We start from the raw sequence: 14,235 nt of genomic DNA, 5'->3' as shown, positions 1-14,235 counted from the left end.
AAAATTGTCTACAGCCTCTTAATCATTAACATCGGAAGATGGCGTAATCAAATAAGCATGAATAATCACACTAAAATGACCTAGCTATCTTTCGATGATATAAAAAGCGATTCGCTTTTTGATTAAGCTCCGGACAACGTTTCATCGTTTGTATCCGATTGTTCGGAGCAGCTTCTGGTATATAATTTTTCAGTTTCCACATGAATCATGTTGAACCATCCCTTCGTTTGGCTACATTTTAAATCGTGTACCCGCACTTGTCAACCACCATCCGAGAGGTGCTGTTATTTTTTGCGGGCGCGTTTGACCGTACCGATCCTAGTCCCTTGAGGAATTGTAATGAACTGGCTCTTCGATACACCGATAAGCTGTGAAGTATAAATACTACTATGTCCGGAGAATAAATAACTCACCACACAAGCGATAAACATGTATATGGCTCCTTCCGAACCAAACAGCTCGATCCCCATTAAAAAGCAAGCGATAGGCGTGCTAGTAGCTCCACAGAAGACAGCAATAAAACCGAGGGCAGCTAAAAAGGGTCCATACACATGTAATATTTCAGCCAAAGCATTGCCTAGTGTGGCACCAATCACAAATAACGGAGTAACCTCACCACCCTGAAATCCTGTTCCTAAGGTAAAGGCAGTAAAGATCAGCTTCCATAAAAAAGCGAACGGTGAGATATCTCCCTCAAAAGAATCCTTGATTAATGGAATTCCGAGGCCTAAGTAATCACGAGACCCTACAAGGAATACTAAGGCAATGATAATTAATCCACCTACTGCACCTTTTATCATTGGATTGCTTATCATGGCGGTGAAGATTCTTTTTAGAAAATGAGTCAGTTCACTGAAAAGCATACTCACGAGACCAAAAATTACAGAGGCCAATACCACTTTTAGAATAATCATTAAACTTAAGGCTGGAAATTCATTCACTACATAGTGTGTATGATGAACGCCCCACAATCGAGTGGTGACCAGATCACCAACAAAGCTAGCCACAAAACATGGAAGTAATGCCTGTTGACTAATAAGTCCAATGGTTACTACCTCTAGACCAAACAAAGTTCCTGCTAGTGGAGTGCCGAATATAGATCCAAAACCACCGCTAATTCCGCACATTAACAATATTTTGCGATCCATAGGACTGATTTTAATCAGCTTTCCGAACCATTCCGCAAGGCTTCCGCCCATTTGAACAGCTGTCCCTTCACGCCCAGCGGATCCACCAAATAAGTGGGTTACTAATGTTCCGAACAACACCAATGGAGCCATTCGCAAAGGTATGGTTTCTTGTCCGTCCTGAATTTGTTCTAGAATGAGGTTATTGCCTTTAGAACTGTTCTTGCCATATCGCATATATAAGAAACTAACAAGTACTCCCCCAAGAGGCAACAAATAAAGTAGCCACGGATGCTCTAAACGTACATCTGTAACGTAATCCAAGCTTTTCAGAAAAAAAGCAGAGGCGGTGCCGGATAAAATGCCAACCACACTACCAAGCACAATCCATTTGATAAAAGTACTCCAAAGTGCAAAATAACTTCGCTTCTTAGTGATTTCAAACCATCGGGTAGACCATGGATTCATCTCGACAGCTCCTAAGGACAAAATAAATTAGTCTCAACAATAAAACAGACCCCTACCAGGGAAGCTCACACTGGTAGGAGTCATTAGTCTCAGAGAGACAGTTATGGCGAACTCCATCGCCCTTTATAAAACTTAAATTATTCTTCTTCTGAATCTACGTTATGATACACTTGTTGAACATCTTCCAGGTCTTCCAAAGCATCAATCAATTTCTCGAATTGAGCTTGAGCATCTTCTGGGAGTGCCACATAGTTTTGTGGAAGCATGTTTAACTCAGCAACAGTAAATTCAGTGATGCCTGCATTTTTGAATACTTCTTGCACTGCATTGAACTGATCAGGCTCTGCATAAACAATAACTGCATCATCCTCTTCCAGCACATCGCGTACATCAAGTTCTGCATCAAACATCATTTCAATTACTTCATCAGCAGTTTTACCTTCCACACCTATAACGGCCGTAGAGTCAAACATGTAAGCTACTGATCCGCTGACACCCATATTTCCGCCATTCTTACTGAAGGTTGAACGGATCAATGGAGCTGTCCGGTTAACGTTATTTGTGAGCGCATCAACGATGATCATTGAACCGCTAGGTCCAAATCCTTCATAACGAAGCTCTTCATAATTTTCTTCAGCGCTGCCTTTAGCTTTATCAAGCGCACGGTCAATGATCGCTTTTGGTACATTGTAAGTTTTTGCACGTTCTAATACAACTTTCAGAGCCCGGTTCGCTTCTGGATCGGGTTCACCCTTCTTTGCTGCTACATAAATCTCAACACCAAACTTTGCATAAACACGACTTGTGTTTGCGTCTTTGGAAGCTTTCTTTTCTTTAATATTATTCCACTTACGACCCATATTGTTCCCGCTCTCTTTCAACATGAATTAAAAACAATTGTTACTTATTATACCCTTCTTCGATAGCTCTAGTAAAGTGCAGTAGTAGGTTAATCCTCTAAGCTGTCACAATACGCATAGAAAAAGGCTTCTGATTCAATCAGGAGCCTGCTAATTTTTTATAGATTACTGCCATATTTCATCTGCAATCTCTTTAATAAACTGCAGTTTGTCCCATTGTTGTTGATCTGTCAGATGGTTTCCTTCTTCCGTAGAGGCAAAACCACATTGTGGGCTCAGGCACAACTGATTGATATCCACATATTGCGAAGCTTCTTTAATCCGTCCTATGATTTCTTCTTTATTCTCAAGCTCACCTGACTTCGAACTGAACAAACCTAAAACCACTTGTTGATCTTTAATAAATCTAAGGGGTGCAAAATCTCCGGCCCGATCCGTATCGAACTCCAGATAGAAACCATCTACATCCACCGTTCCGAATAACACTTCTGCGATAGGCTCGTATCCGCCGGATGCTGCCCAAGTGGACGCATAGTTCCCACGGCATACATGCATCGTAATTACCATATCTGCTGGATGATCTTTTATCGCTTCGTTATTTACAAATGCGTATAGCTTAGCGATTTCGTTAACATCTACACCCTCTTTTTGACGAGCTTCCCAATATCCTTTATCACAGAGCATCCCCCATGTGCAGTCGTCCAATTGCAGATTACGGCAACCTGCCTCATAGAAGTCGCGAATAACTTCACGATAAGCTGCAGCAATATCAGCCACTAGTTCATCCTGGTTGTTGTAAACCGCTACAGTAGTCTTTTGATTGCGCTGAAGTTCAGCAAGGAACTGCGCTGGCGAAGGAATCGTTTGGCGAGCTACTACATCATTTCCCGCTATGCTAACCAATTGTCTGTAGTCAGCGATCATCGGATGGTTAGTCCCACGGATTTTTCCGGATAATTCTGCAGTTTCCGCTCTAGTCTCTACACCATTAAACAGGTAGCCCACTGGGCTGACTTTCTTTGTTACCCCTTCAATGCCCCACATAAAATCTAAATGCCACCAAGAGCGGCGGAACTCTCCATCCGTTACACCTTTTAATCCGACCGCTTTTTGTCTTTTCACGACTCTGGTAATCTCTGTATCTTCAACCTTGCGCAATTCATCAGCGGAGATTTCATTATTTTGATATTGGACACGAGCTCTCTTAATCGTTTCCGGACGTAAGAAGCTGCCAACGATATCTACTCTGAATGGCACTTCAGTTCTTTGATTTCCTTTTTGGATGGTACTCATAGGGGTTCGTCCTCCTTCATTGTCTGTGCTTTTCTGTTGAATTCACTATAGCACTGTACAATCAGGACAGGGTAACTCCTAAAAACTATGGCCTACCATAAGCTTACGCTATAGCAGGCCACCAAATTAGCTTATTTAATTATAACCAGACCTCTCGGGCGGTTTCGATCACAAGGCGTACTTTATCCCACTGCTCTTCTTCGGTTAGAATATTTCCTTCCTCCGTAGAAGCAAATCCACACTGGGGACTTAGGCACAGCTTCTCAATATCTACATATTGCGCGGCTTCTTCGATCCTTGCCTTAAGCTGCTCTTTACTCTCCAGACCCCCATGTTTGGTTGTCACTAATCCCAACACTACAAATTGGTCTTTAATAAATCGTAAAGGCTCGAAATCACCAGCTCGTTCATTATCATATTCCAAGAAAAAGGCATCAACTTTTGTATTGGAAAAAAGCACCTCGGCAACAGGCTCATAACCACCAGCAGCGAACCAAGTGGAGCGAAAATTACCTCGGCATACGTGCAGAGCGATGGTCATATCATGCGGACGCTTCGCAATACTCTCATTAATCAGCCTAACATAATCCTTTGCTAACTGATCTGGATCTGTACCTCTACTGCGTAAATGTGCGCGATGTCTACCACTGCTCAGCGTTCCCCAAGTTGTATCGTCTAACTGGAGGTAACGGCAGCCTGCATCGTAAAATGCTTGAATCGCAGTTTGGTAAACCGCTATGATATCTTGAAATAAAGTTTCCTTATCAGGGTAAACTTCATTTCCATTAAACTCCTCCACAAAGTGAAATAATGCAGGTGAAGGAATCGTCATTTTGGGTATTCGGTCTCCCGCCATTTGCTTGAGCTTGATAAATTGCTGGAGCATCGGATGATCTTCAAAGGAAATTCGGTCAACAATTCGGAATGATTCCGCGCGCTGAACCGTTTCCGCTCTTCCACTCCCTTGGTTTAAGTTAATTTTTTCAGTTCCTTTAATTCCAACAAAGAAATCAAGATGCCACCAGGAACGGCGAAATTCACCATCTGTAACTGCTAATAATCCTACTTCCTTTTCTAGTTCCAGTAGTTTAGCAATCTCAATATTCTCTATTTCATAAAGCTCACTTCCTGTGATTTCACCATTCTCATATTGGAGGCGGGCTGCTTTAATTTCTTCCGTACGCAAGAAGCTGCCGACGATATCATAGCGAAAGGGTGGAGCATTTCTCTGGGTGCCAGTTACGGGTCTAATCATACCGATCCTCCTACAGCTATAGTAAAAAATGATTTAGATCAAAATAACTTCCGGAAACCAAGTCATTTAAGATTTCTATATACTTGGATGCCATCACACTAGGTCTGCGATCTTTATGTGCAATCCAACCAACCGTGAATACTTCATTACTCTCAAATGGAATCGTCTTCAGTCCATTACCGTTCAGATCGGATGCCATGATTCCTGTACCCACCGTATAACCGTCCGTGCCCATTAATAAATTGGTCAAGGTTGCCCGGTCATTCACTTTAATATTCTTCTCAATCTGAGAAAAACTTAACATTTCCTCCGAGAAGTGAAGTGAATTGTTCTCACCTTGTTCAAAAGTAATATACGGAAAAGGTAAAATATCGTCCTGCGAAATCCTTTCCTTCTGGGCAAGCGGATGTTCAGTTCTGACATAAAGATGTGGGTCGGTATTAAAGAGTGGCGTGAATTTCAGATTACCATCACTGAACAGCTTATTCATATGCTTATAGTTGCTCTCGTTAATATAAAGAATCCCTAAATCGCTACGGAGGGTACGCACATCTTCGATGATGTCGTAGGTTTGCGTCTCTCTCAAGCTGAAGTTGTACTCTGAGACATCACTTTGCTTCATGAGACTCACAAAAGCATCTACCACAAAAGCATAATGCTGAGTCGAAATGGAAAAATAGATTGGGCTACGCTTTTTCCCAGTATAACGATTCTCCATAAGCTCTGTTTGTTCAATGATTTGACGGGCATATCCGAGAAATTCCATTCCTTCTACAGAAATGCTTATTCCACGGTTCGTCCGTTCAAAGATGGTAATCCCAAGTTCATTTTCAAGCTCTTTAATAGCGTTGGACAGGCTCGGTTGAGAAACAAAGAGCTTCTTTGCCGCCTCATTCATGGAGCCACTATTTGCAATTTCGATAGCGTAGCGGAGCTGCTGCAACGTCACTCCTATTCCCCCTGTTCCAGACCTATTCGTACTGCATTCTGTTTCATACTAGCTGATATCGTAGCATAAATACATCTCTCATTCCAAGATAATCCTTTTCAGGTGCCCAATAACGCGTACTTATTGTGTTCTCTTTTTCCCAGCATCAATCTTGGCAGGATCTAGTCCTTTCCAAATATTTGGCATATCAACCTGTTCTGGATGCTCAAAAACTAAAAAGGCTGTAGGCAAATACCGCTCACCATATTGGGATGAAGGTTTATTCATAATCTCATTGTCTTTTACAAGTACCGTAGAAGATCCACCATCAAGATTAGCCGCTATCACGGCTCCATGCTTAAGCAAAATTTGCTGCACATCATAGAGATTTGCTCCAATACTATAAGTAGGCTGTCGACCGTCAATTACCACAAAAATAATAGCGCCATCTGCCCGCTGACCCATTGCTGTTCTAGGTGCAATCCCCCAACCTTCCGCTGCATTCTTAATCAATCCTTTGCCATTGACGATTAGCCGCGGGCTAAAAGTAACTGCCTCCTGAACCCCCATTTTACTAATCTCATCTAGTGTATAATTCCCGGCAACCATTTTTCCTTGTTTATCAAGACCAACAATCTGTGTAGATTTTTTACCGCCTAGACCGTTGTAATATAATTTACCTTGAGAGACTACAATTCCTATAGGTTTAAAACCGTTACCTTTCCAGTTCGGATCAGCGAACCCACCACCGTTAACTCCGGCGACAGCGCCTGTACGCTTCACCATACTGGTTACTTTTTCACCTGAACCAATCTTATTAGGTATTCCTAGCCGGACTTTGGTTGGATCATTAACAATCATTACATATCCGGTATAACCACTGCCTGAGACATTCTCAATCTCGACAAGTGGCTTCTCTACCACCTCAGGTTCGGGAGCGATCGTATGTGTATCTATTTCGTCCCCCATCTCTTCAAAACGGGCGGTATACTCGGTTACCCGGTCCTTCAGTTGATCTTCACCTATAATATATTTAGCCATATAGCGATGTTGTGTTGTAATTAGCGTATCTGCGATCGTATAACGTAAGTTCTGAGCCGAGGGTGCAAAATAAAGCCATCCACCAGCAGCGATCATTAAGAATAAGCAGAATAAAAAAACTTTGGATAAGGTGCGAAAAAAACTCCGTTTCTTACGCTTTTTTATTGGTTTCTTAACAGGTTTCTTATTGCGTGCATTGGAACGTTGAGGTAATGATGAAGTGCTCACTTCTAAGTATTCCTCCCTAAATATTACTAATTTGATAATATGTACAACTCGTCCTTATCATAGACGATGATTTTCGTTAAAAGTTTCTATTTGAGTAATAGTCATCATTTCAAAAACAAAAAAGAGCAGGTTTCCAAAGTTTTGGCTACCTGCTCACATATAGCTAATCAAATTCTAATGTCTTCCTACTCCACCTCCGCCGCTAGCGCTACCGCCGCCACCTGATGAGCCACCACCGCCGGAATAACCTCCTCCACCGGAAGAGCCACTATCATTGTTAGATCTGCTGCTGCTTGAAGAGCTGGAAGAATGTCTTCCTGCTCCGCCACCACTGCTGGAACCTCCACCACCATGGTTCTCGTTGCTTGAGGAATACCTTCCTGCACCGCCACCGTTAGTAGAGCCTCCGCCACCACTGTTTCCCCAGAAGCTTGACTGTGAGTTATTGGATGGTGTATTTCTATGATGATTATGATGGTGATGATAATAACGTCTGTGCCATCGTCTGCCATAACCGTAATCCGCTTGACCATGCCAAGGACCATAACGGCGTATATTCCTTTGACTATATGGATTAAATGGCAAACCATACATTTCTATATATCTATTGCGTCGTGAAGCAGTAAATCCAAATAAGATGAGCGAACCAAAAATCGCTGAGAAAATTAGAAAAGCCTTGCTTTTACTAACCGCCTCACCTCCACTTGTAGCTGTAGTAGAGGAAGTACCAGAATTCGTTGTAGTTCCAGGATTAACATTGTTTCCGTTGTTTCCAGTGACTCCTTGCGGATGATCCGCTCTCGCTAACAAGAAACTGTAGAACGAATTAACTGTCGTTGTAGCTCCCGTTCCGTAATCTTTTTTCACAAATTGGGGTTCAAGCACGGTATTTAAAATATTACTAATAGCCTCATTGGTTAAAATCTTGTCGATATCCTTGCCTTGTAGAACATGATAGTTGTCTCCGCCTATGTCCAATACAAGCATAACATCCTTAGGACCAGCACCTACCGAAGCAAACTTCATATAGGTATAGTCCTGCAATGTTTTATCTCCAGCATTTTTTACGGTAACCACATAAATTCCACTTCCGGTTGTTGTTTTATATCTGTTGCTGGAATCGTTCAGATAGTCTTTAGTTACTTTTTTGAGCACACCCGCATTATCGGATACGTAATTTTTGGTGCCAACATTTTCTGCCCAAGTACCGCCCATAGCTTGAATAAAAGCTCCATACGTCTTCCTAGCACCATTACTGTATGTTTTAGCTGCGAAATCCGGCTCAAGATATTGTGAAAGAATCTCTTTAATCTTACTGTTAGGCAATGATTCCTCTATACCTTTACCTTGTACCGCCCAATAATCATCATCTTTTATAGAAAGGAGCAGCAGCAGACCGTTATTTTTATCCGCAGCCCCCACACCCCAGCTATTGAAAAGCGATTTTGCATACTCTTCCATCGAAACCCCTTCAGTAGAGTCGACAGTTACAAGCACAACTTGAGCTCCAGTAGCCTGATGTAATCGAATACCGTAGTTCACCATGTAATTCTCTGCTTTCTCGTCAATCACATTCGCAAAATCATTCACATAAAATGAACCCGTATGCTTAGGTACAGCAGTTTTGGCTAAACTTACAGCCGGCAAAAGCAATACACTTAACAATAAGGCAGCAAGTGTGGTACGTAGCAGTATTTTTAGAGTTCTCGTGTTCATATGTACCTCCTGATCTATCATTATCTCTCTTATTTATCGGTTACGCGCGGTTAGCGGAATAGTTCCATTTTATTCTAAACTGGAAATTACACAACAGGAAAAAACGATTAGAATTTGTGAGGCGGGTGATTTAAGGCGTGCGAGTCGCTTTAGGGGCAATCATCGTGTTGTGTTGATGGATCAAACTCAAGAACATTGGAGTTTTGGAATCCTCCTACTGGATAACATACTTTTCGCTGATGGATCGGACTCAGGAGACGTTATTTTGTTCATTTGCGGGTTTGTGGCAGTCTATCGGACTCAGTTGCAGCTATTTACTTAAAACCACACCACTTATCCATAAATGTTGGCCAATAAGTGCTATACAGTCCGATAACGCAGCAAAATGAGCTTAAAAGGCGAAATAGCTGCAATACGGTCCGTAACACACTGAACTTCCTTGGCTACTATGCAAAATTGGAGTTTTGGATTCCTCTTAAACTTCTTAGTTACTTGAGTACCCGTTATCTTGAGATACCCAGCCAATACTCCAACAACAAAAAGACTCAGCATATTGCTGAGCCTCATGAATTTAAAGCCAATTAGTTGGATCTCGAGCTCATGTTCCGTTAAAAATCAAACAGAGTAGTTGTTAAGTAACGCTCACCGGTATCCGGCAGAATTACCACGATGGTCTTGTCTTTATTCTCAGGACGCTTAGCGATTTGTGTAGCTGCGTAAACAGCTGCTCCGGAGGAGATACCCACCAGCAAACCCTCTGTTCTCGCAAGTGCACGTGATACGCTATAGGCATCATCATTTTTCACCTGAAAAATCTCATCCACTACCTCATTATCGTAATTCTCCGGAATAAAGTTAGCTCCAATGCCCTGAATCCCATGTCCCTTAGGACGGCCTCCTGATAAAACAGGGGAGTCAAACGGCTCGATAGCAACGATTTGGACTGCGGGGTTCTTTTCTTTCAACGCTTTTCCAACACCCGAGATAGTGCCTCCAGAACCAACACCTGCTATAAAAATATCTACATCTCCATCGGTATCCCGCCAAATTTCCTCAGCTGTAGTCGTTCTGTGTATTTCCGGGTTCGCAGGATTGCTGAATTGTTGGGGAATAAATGAATTTGGAATTTCCGCAGCTAATTGTTCTGCCTTTCTTACAGCTCCGCTCATCCCTTCAGTTCCCGGTGTTAACACAAGCTCAGCACCTAGTGCCAGCATTAATTTACGGCGTTCAATACTAAATGTATCTGGTAGGACGATGATCAGTGAATACCCCAAGCTAGCAGCTGCAAAAGCAAGTCCAATCCCAGTGTTTCCACTGGTAGGCTCAATAATGACAGAATCTTTATTGATGAGACCTCTCTCTTCCGCATCTTTGATCAATGCATACCCAATACGATCCTTAACACTACCTGCAGGATTAAAGGATTCCAGCTTGGCAAGAACCCTTGCTTCTACGTTTTGGGTTTTACTATACTTTGAAATCTCTAATAACGGTGTATTTCCGATCAGATCGGTTAAGCTCTTGTAAATATTAGCCATAATGATCCGCACCTCATTTCTTAATTTCCAATCAAATTACTCTGTATTAAGTCTAGCAGGATTTAAAGGATTTACAACCTATTGATTCTTATTAGTCGCAAATTAAGGCCGTTAATTCGTACTACGTCTAACCGAAACACTCGACTCTCGCACGATTAATCGTGGATCAAGCTGCACCCTTTGATACTCCCCGGTAATATTATCCTGAATACGTTGTAAAAGAAGCTGTGTGGCTAAACGCGCCACTTCATTCCCCATGATGGAAACCGAACTAATCTGAGGCGTTGTAATAGTTGTCCATGAGTTATTATCCACCCCAACCACCGCCACATCTTCCGGAACACGAACGCCTAATTCTTTAAAACGATTTACAATACCTATCGCCACCATGTCATTCACTGCATAAATAGCGTCTGGCATATGTGTCAGGCTGTAGAAATAATCAGCAGCTTGTAACCCCGTTTGCAAGGAAAAGTCTTCGCCAAAATAAACAAGCGAAATATCCACTTGTTTTAAAGCTTGCTGATAGGCAAGATAACGATCTTCAATAAGATCTTTTTGAGCTCCTGCATATGCAATTCTAGTTCGACCGATATTGATTAAATGCTCCATCACTAATTGACCTTCAAAACGTGACAAGCTGACGATGTCTGCTTTCACATTTTCTGTGATTCTTTTCCCGTAGTTAATGATGGAGACCGGAACACTCGATTTATTAATTAACTCTACCATGGTCTTTGGATAAGCAAGAGGCATGATAATGAGTCCATCTACATGTAATTTTTTGACCTCACGAATCGTTTCGAGCTCAGTGCGCGGGTTGCCAGAAGTATTAATTTGAATTACCCGATAGCTATGTTGTTTAGCGGCTTGCTCTACGGACCAGGCGATATCCGGAATAATTGCGTTGCGGATGTCAGGAACGGCCAGAGCAATTTGCTTCGTTTGGCGGATTTTAAGGCTTTGCGCAGAGGTGTTCGGAGTGAAACCCATCTCCTCAATCACTTGAAGTACCAGCGCCTTGGTCTTGGAACTAATTCCCTCTGAATTATTAATGGCTCTTGAGACAGTAGCAATACCTACCCCCGCCCGTTTCGCTACATCCTCTATGGTTACTTTGTTTTTATTAGCCACTCTGATAGTCCCCTTATTTCCGGAATCGTTTTCGTATTTATCTTTATTCCGCTCATCTAAAGTCAAAATTTCAATGTATAGATTATAACATAATAGTACATAGAAGAATACTTATCTCAGCTGCTAATGCGAACCTAAAGTCTTGATATACCTCTGTTTTAGTGAAATATTTCACTAATTTTCGATATTAATATTTTCATTATTTAAATTTGACAATATGAAAATTATGTGACATATTTGTTCTCGGAAACGTTTCCTCTTTTCCAAAAATAAAACACTATTTATTATCAATTATTAATCTAGGAGATGAATGATATGCAAGCATTAAGATGGCATAACGTCAAAGATCTACGGTTAGAAACGATTGAAGAACCAGCAGCCCTTGAAGGAAAAGTGAAAATCAAAATCGAATGGTGCGGAATTTGTGGCAGCGATCTTCATGAATATGTAGCCGGCCCTATTTTCATCCCCCAAGGTACTGTTCATCCCCTTACTGGTGAAAAAGCTCCAGTCGTAATGGGACATGAATTTTCTGGACAAATCGTAGAAGTAGGTAAAGGCGTTAGCAAGTTTAATGTTGGTGATCGCGTCGTCGTCGAGCCTGTTTTTGCATGTGGTGAATGTGTGGCTTGTCGACAAGGTAAATATAATCTTTGTGAAAAAATGGGCTTCCTAGGTTTGGCTGGTGGTGGCGGTGGATTCTCAGAATACGTCGCAGCAGACCAACATATGGTGCACAAAATTCCAGACAGCTTATCCTATGAACAAGGTGCTCTCGTGGAACCTTCTGCCGTTGCTCTACACGCTGTTCGTTCCAGTCAACTAAAGGTTGGAGATAAAGCTGTAGTATTCGGTGCTGGCCCAATCGGTTTGCTGGTCATTGAAGCTTTGAAAGCATCCGGTGCAGCGGAAATCTATGTTGTAGAACTTTCTGAAGAACGTAAGAGTAAAGCTGAAGAACTCGGTGGTATTGTAATCGATCCTAAACAATATGATGTGGTCGAAGAAATTCAAAAACGTACCGATGGTGGCGTAGATGTTGCTTTTGAAGTCACTGGCGTCCCTCCCGTTCTAACCCAAGCCATTAATTCCACTAAATTGAGTGGACAAATCATGATCGTTAGTATTTTCGAAAAAGATGCTACGATTACTCCAAACAATATCGTACTTAAAGAACGCAACTTAACTGGTATCATCGGATACCGTGATGTTTTCCCAGCTGTAATTAGCTTGATGGAACAAGGGTACTTCCCTGCTGAGAAGCTTGTTACTAAGAGAATTAAACTGAATGAAGTGATTGATCACGGGTTTGAGGCACTTTTGAAAGAAAAAAATCAAGTGAAAATCCTTGTAAGTCCTAAACAATAACCATAAGCAGCCTATTGGCTGAATCATAAAAGAAGGCGCTGCCCCAAGCAGCTCTTTCTAGAATTTGTAGCGGTCTCTGTTATTAAAAAACAACCAGGCAGCGATACTCCGGGAATTGGAGTATCGCTGCCTGGTGTTTTTGATCTGTAGCGGGGCTTAAGCAAATTTATGGGCAAATCCTTATACACTCTGATTTAACCCGCTTAAACATCCGCTGATCCACCAAAGTATAATTGTCCACACACTATGCTGGAGCTGCCAAGTCTGATGCTCTTGAGGGATCCTTTCGAACCGTCCGTAGCTTCCGTTGTATCCCCTCTTAGTATACTTCTAGCACCTAATTTAAAGGATTTGAATGAATAATGGAGAGTGATATAGGGTAAATGTGAAATAACTGCATTCTGTGCACTTATTCCGGATGAAAAAGCAACTATACTTGTTTTAATTGTATTCTGTACAATTAAAAACCTAAAAATCTACCTATACGGAAGTAAATGAGGAAAATAGATGTACTAAATACAGTTATATCTATGACCCAACCAATTAAGGAATTATAGTTGTACAAAATACAATTAAACGCTCTGCTTCAACTAATTGCTTCCATCGCCACTCTGATTCATCTATTCTAGATGAAGTGTAGCTCCCTATGGAACAGCCCCTAGCCCGTTTGTTTGCTACTATCTATACTTATGCGTATTTATCATTTATCAAATAATGCAGATTCTCTTTTACAGCAGGCCATTCGGTATCCAATATGCTAAAGACCACATTATCATGAATCGATCCGTCAGACTTGATTCTATGTTTGCGCAGAACTCCTTCTTTAACCGCCCCAATTCGTTCTACTGCTCTTTGTGACCTCAAGTTGTTCGCGACCACTGTAAATTCTACACGGATCAGCTTAAGTTCTTCAAAACAATAGTGTAGCAGCAGCGACTTGCCCTCTGTGTTCACACTAGTCCTCCAATAATCAGGCGAGATCCAGGTACATCCGATTTCCGCATTGCGATGAACCAAATCCGGATGCATAATCCTTGTGGTTCCGATAATTCGCTCCGTTGCTTTATCAATGATAGTAAAGGTAATTTGTGAACCGTTTTTTTGATTTGCTAAAGCTGTTGAGATTAATCCTTGCACCTGCTCGTCCGACGTTATTTTTCGCCAGGTAAATTCCCAGATGTCTGGATTTCTTAACACTCTCGCCAATCCTTCTGCATGACTTTCATCTATTGGAACCAGCTTAATTGTTTTCCCGTCAAGTAGTTCAGTATTCATA

Annotated in this window: 11 protein-coding genes and 1 riboswitch; of the genes, 1 reads left to right on the top strand and 10 read right to left on the bottom strand. The window is 41.8% G+C overall.

Annotated features, from left to right (window positions below):
* Window positions 1-284: 284 nt before the first annotated feature.
* The 9 genes from PODO_RS13945 to PODO_RS13900 all read right to left on the bottom strand — a co-directional run bounded on the left by PODO_RS13945 (window position 285) and on the right by PODO_RS13900 (window position 11,591).
* Window positions 285-1,595, bottom strand: a complete 1,311-nt coding sequence (locus PODO_RS13945; protein ID WP_038570813.1) for a voltage-gated chloride channel family protein — start codon at window positions 1,593-1,595, stop codon at window positions 285-287.
* Between the two features lie 67 nt (window positions 1,596-1,662).
* Window positions 1,663-1,725: riboswitch (Fluoride riboswitch) on the bottom strand.
* A 7-nt stretch (window positions 1,726-1,732) separates the two neighbouring features.
* Window positions 1,733-2,455, bottom strand: coding sequence for a YebC/PmpR family DNA-binding transcriptional regulator (locus PODO_RS13940; RefSeq protein ID WP_036678376.1), 723 nt, complete (start codon window positions 2,453-2,455; stop codon window positions 1,733-1,735).
* Window positions 2,456-2,620: 165 nt separating this feature from the next.
* Window positions 2,621-3,748: a 5-methyltetrahydropteroyltriglutamate--homocysteine S-methyltransferase gene (locus PODO_RS13935; RefSeq protein WP_036678095.1), complete on the bottom strand. Its 1,128-nt coding sequence runs from the start codon at window positions 3,746-3,748 to the stop codon at window positions 2,621-2,623.
* Window positions 3,749-3,887: 139 nt separating this feature from the next.
* Window positions 3,888-5,003 carry a 5-methyltetrahydropteroyltriglutamate--homocysteine S-methyltransferase gene (locus PODO_RS13930; RefSeq protein WP_036678098.1) on the bottom strand — a complete coding sequence of 372 codons (1,116 nt, stop codon included), beginning with the start codon at window positions 5,001-5,003 and terminating at the stop codon, window positions 3,888-3,890.
* A gap of 16 nt (window positions 5,004-5,019) precedes the next feature.
* Window positions 5,020-5,952 (bottom strand): LysR family transcriptional regulator, encoded by a 933-nt coding sequence (locus PODO_RS13925; RefSeq protein ID WP_036678100.1) that lies wholly within the window; start codon window positions 5,950-5,952, stop codon window positions 5,020-5,022.
* A gap of 120 nt (window positions 5,953-6,072) precedes the next feature.
* Entirely contained in the window at window positions 6,073-7,200 is a 1,128-nt protein-coding gene (locus PODO_RS13920; protein WP_036678103.1) for a phosphodiester glycosidase family protein, read from the bottom strand.
* Window positions 7,201-7,374: 174 nt separating this feature from the next.
* Window positions 7,375-8,916: a TPM domain-containing protein gene (locus tag PODO_RS32155; RefSeq protein WP_051491005.1), complete on the bottom strand. Its 1,542-nt coding sequence runs from the start codon at window positions 8,914-8,916 to the stop codon at window positions 7,375-7,377.
* Between the two features lie 608 nt (window positions 8,917-9,524).
* On the bottom strand, window positions 9,525-10,457 hold the full coding sequence (gene cysK / locus PODO_RS13905; RefSeq protein ID WP_038570807.1) for a cysteine synthase A: 933 nt from the start codon (window positions 10,455-10,457) through the stop codon (window positions 9,525-9,527).
* Window positions 10,458-10,568: 111 nt separating this feature from the next.
* Window positions 10,569-11,591: a LacI family DNA-binding transcriptional regulator gene (locus tag PODO_RS13900; protein WP_036678110.1), complete on the bottom strand. Its 1,023-nt coding sequence runs from the start codon at window positions 11,589-11,591 to the stop codon at window positions 10,569-10,571.
* A gap of 315 nt (window positions 11,592-11,906) precedes the next feature.
* Between PODO_RS13900 and PODO_RS13895 the strand changes: the two genes are divergently transcribed.
* Window positions 11,907-12,959, top strand: a complete 1,053-nt coding sequence (locus PODO_RS13895) for a 2,3-butanediol dehydrogenase (RefSeq protein ID WP_038570804.1) — start codon at window positions 11,907-11,909, stop codon at window positions 12,957-12,959.
* A 687-nt stretch (window positions 12,960-13,646) separates the two neighbouring features.
* Here the strand turns inward: PODO_RS13895 and PODO_RS13890 are convergent.
* Window positions 13,647-14,234, bottom strand: a complete 588-nt coding sequence (locus tag PODO_RS13890) for a GNAT family N-acetyltransferase (protein ID WP_244886482.1) — start codon at window positions 14,232-14,234, stop codon at window positions 13,647-13,649.
* Between the last annotated feature and the right edge of the window lies 1 nt (window position 14,235).

Origin of the sequence: Paenibacillus odorifer (genome assembly GCF_000758725.1) — a bacterium.
Taxonomy (GTDB): Bacteria; Bacillota; Bacilli; order Paenibacillales; family Paenibacillaceae; genus Paenibacillus_AQ; species Paenibacillus_AQ odorifer.
Note: the sequence above shows the minus strand (reverse complement) of the source record. Positions and strands in the feature narration are given on the sequence as shown.

Excerpts from the sequence above, each read along its gene's own strand:
- PODO_RS13945 (WP_038570813.1), bottom strand. The coding sequence starts at position 1,595 with ATGAATCCATGGTCTACCCGATGGTTTGAAATCACTAAGAAGCGAAGT.
- PODO_RS13940 (WP_036678376.1), bottom strand. The coding sequence starts at position 2,455 with ATGGGTCGTAAGTGGAATAATATTAAAGAAAAGAAAGCTTCCAAAGAC.
- PODO_RS13935 (WP_036678095.1), bottom strand. The coding sequence starts at position 3,748 with ATGAGTACCATCCAAAAAGGAAATCAAAGAACTGAAGTGCCATTCAGA.
- PODO_RS13930 (WP_036678098.1), bottom strand. The coding sequence starts at position 5,003 with ATGATTAGACCCGTAACTGGCACCCAGAGAAATGCTCCACCCTTTCGC.
- PODO_RS32155 (WP_051491005.1), bottom strand. The coding sequence starts at position 8,916 with ATGAACACGAGAACTCTAAAAATACTGCTACGTACCACACTTGCTGCC.
- cysK (WP_038570807.1), bottom strand. The coding sequence starts at position 10,457 with ATGGCTAATATTTACAAGAGCTTAACCGATCTGATCGGAAATACACCG.
- PODO_RS13895 (WP_038570804.1), top strand. The coding sequence starts at position 11,907 with ATGCAAGCATTAAGATGGCATAACGTCAAAGATCTACGGTTAGAAACG.
- PODO_RS13890 (WP_244886482.1), bottom strand. The coding sequence starts at position 14,234 with ATGAATACTGAACTACTTGACGGGAAAACAATTAAGCTGGTTCCAATA.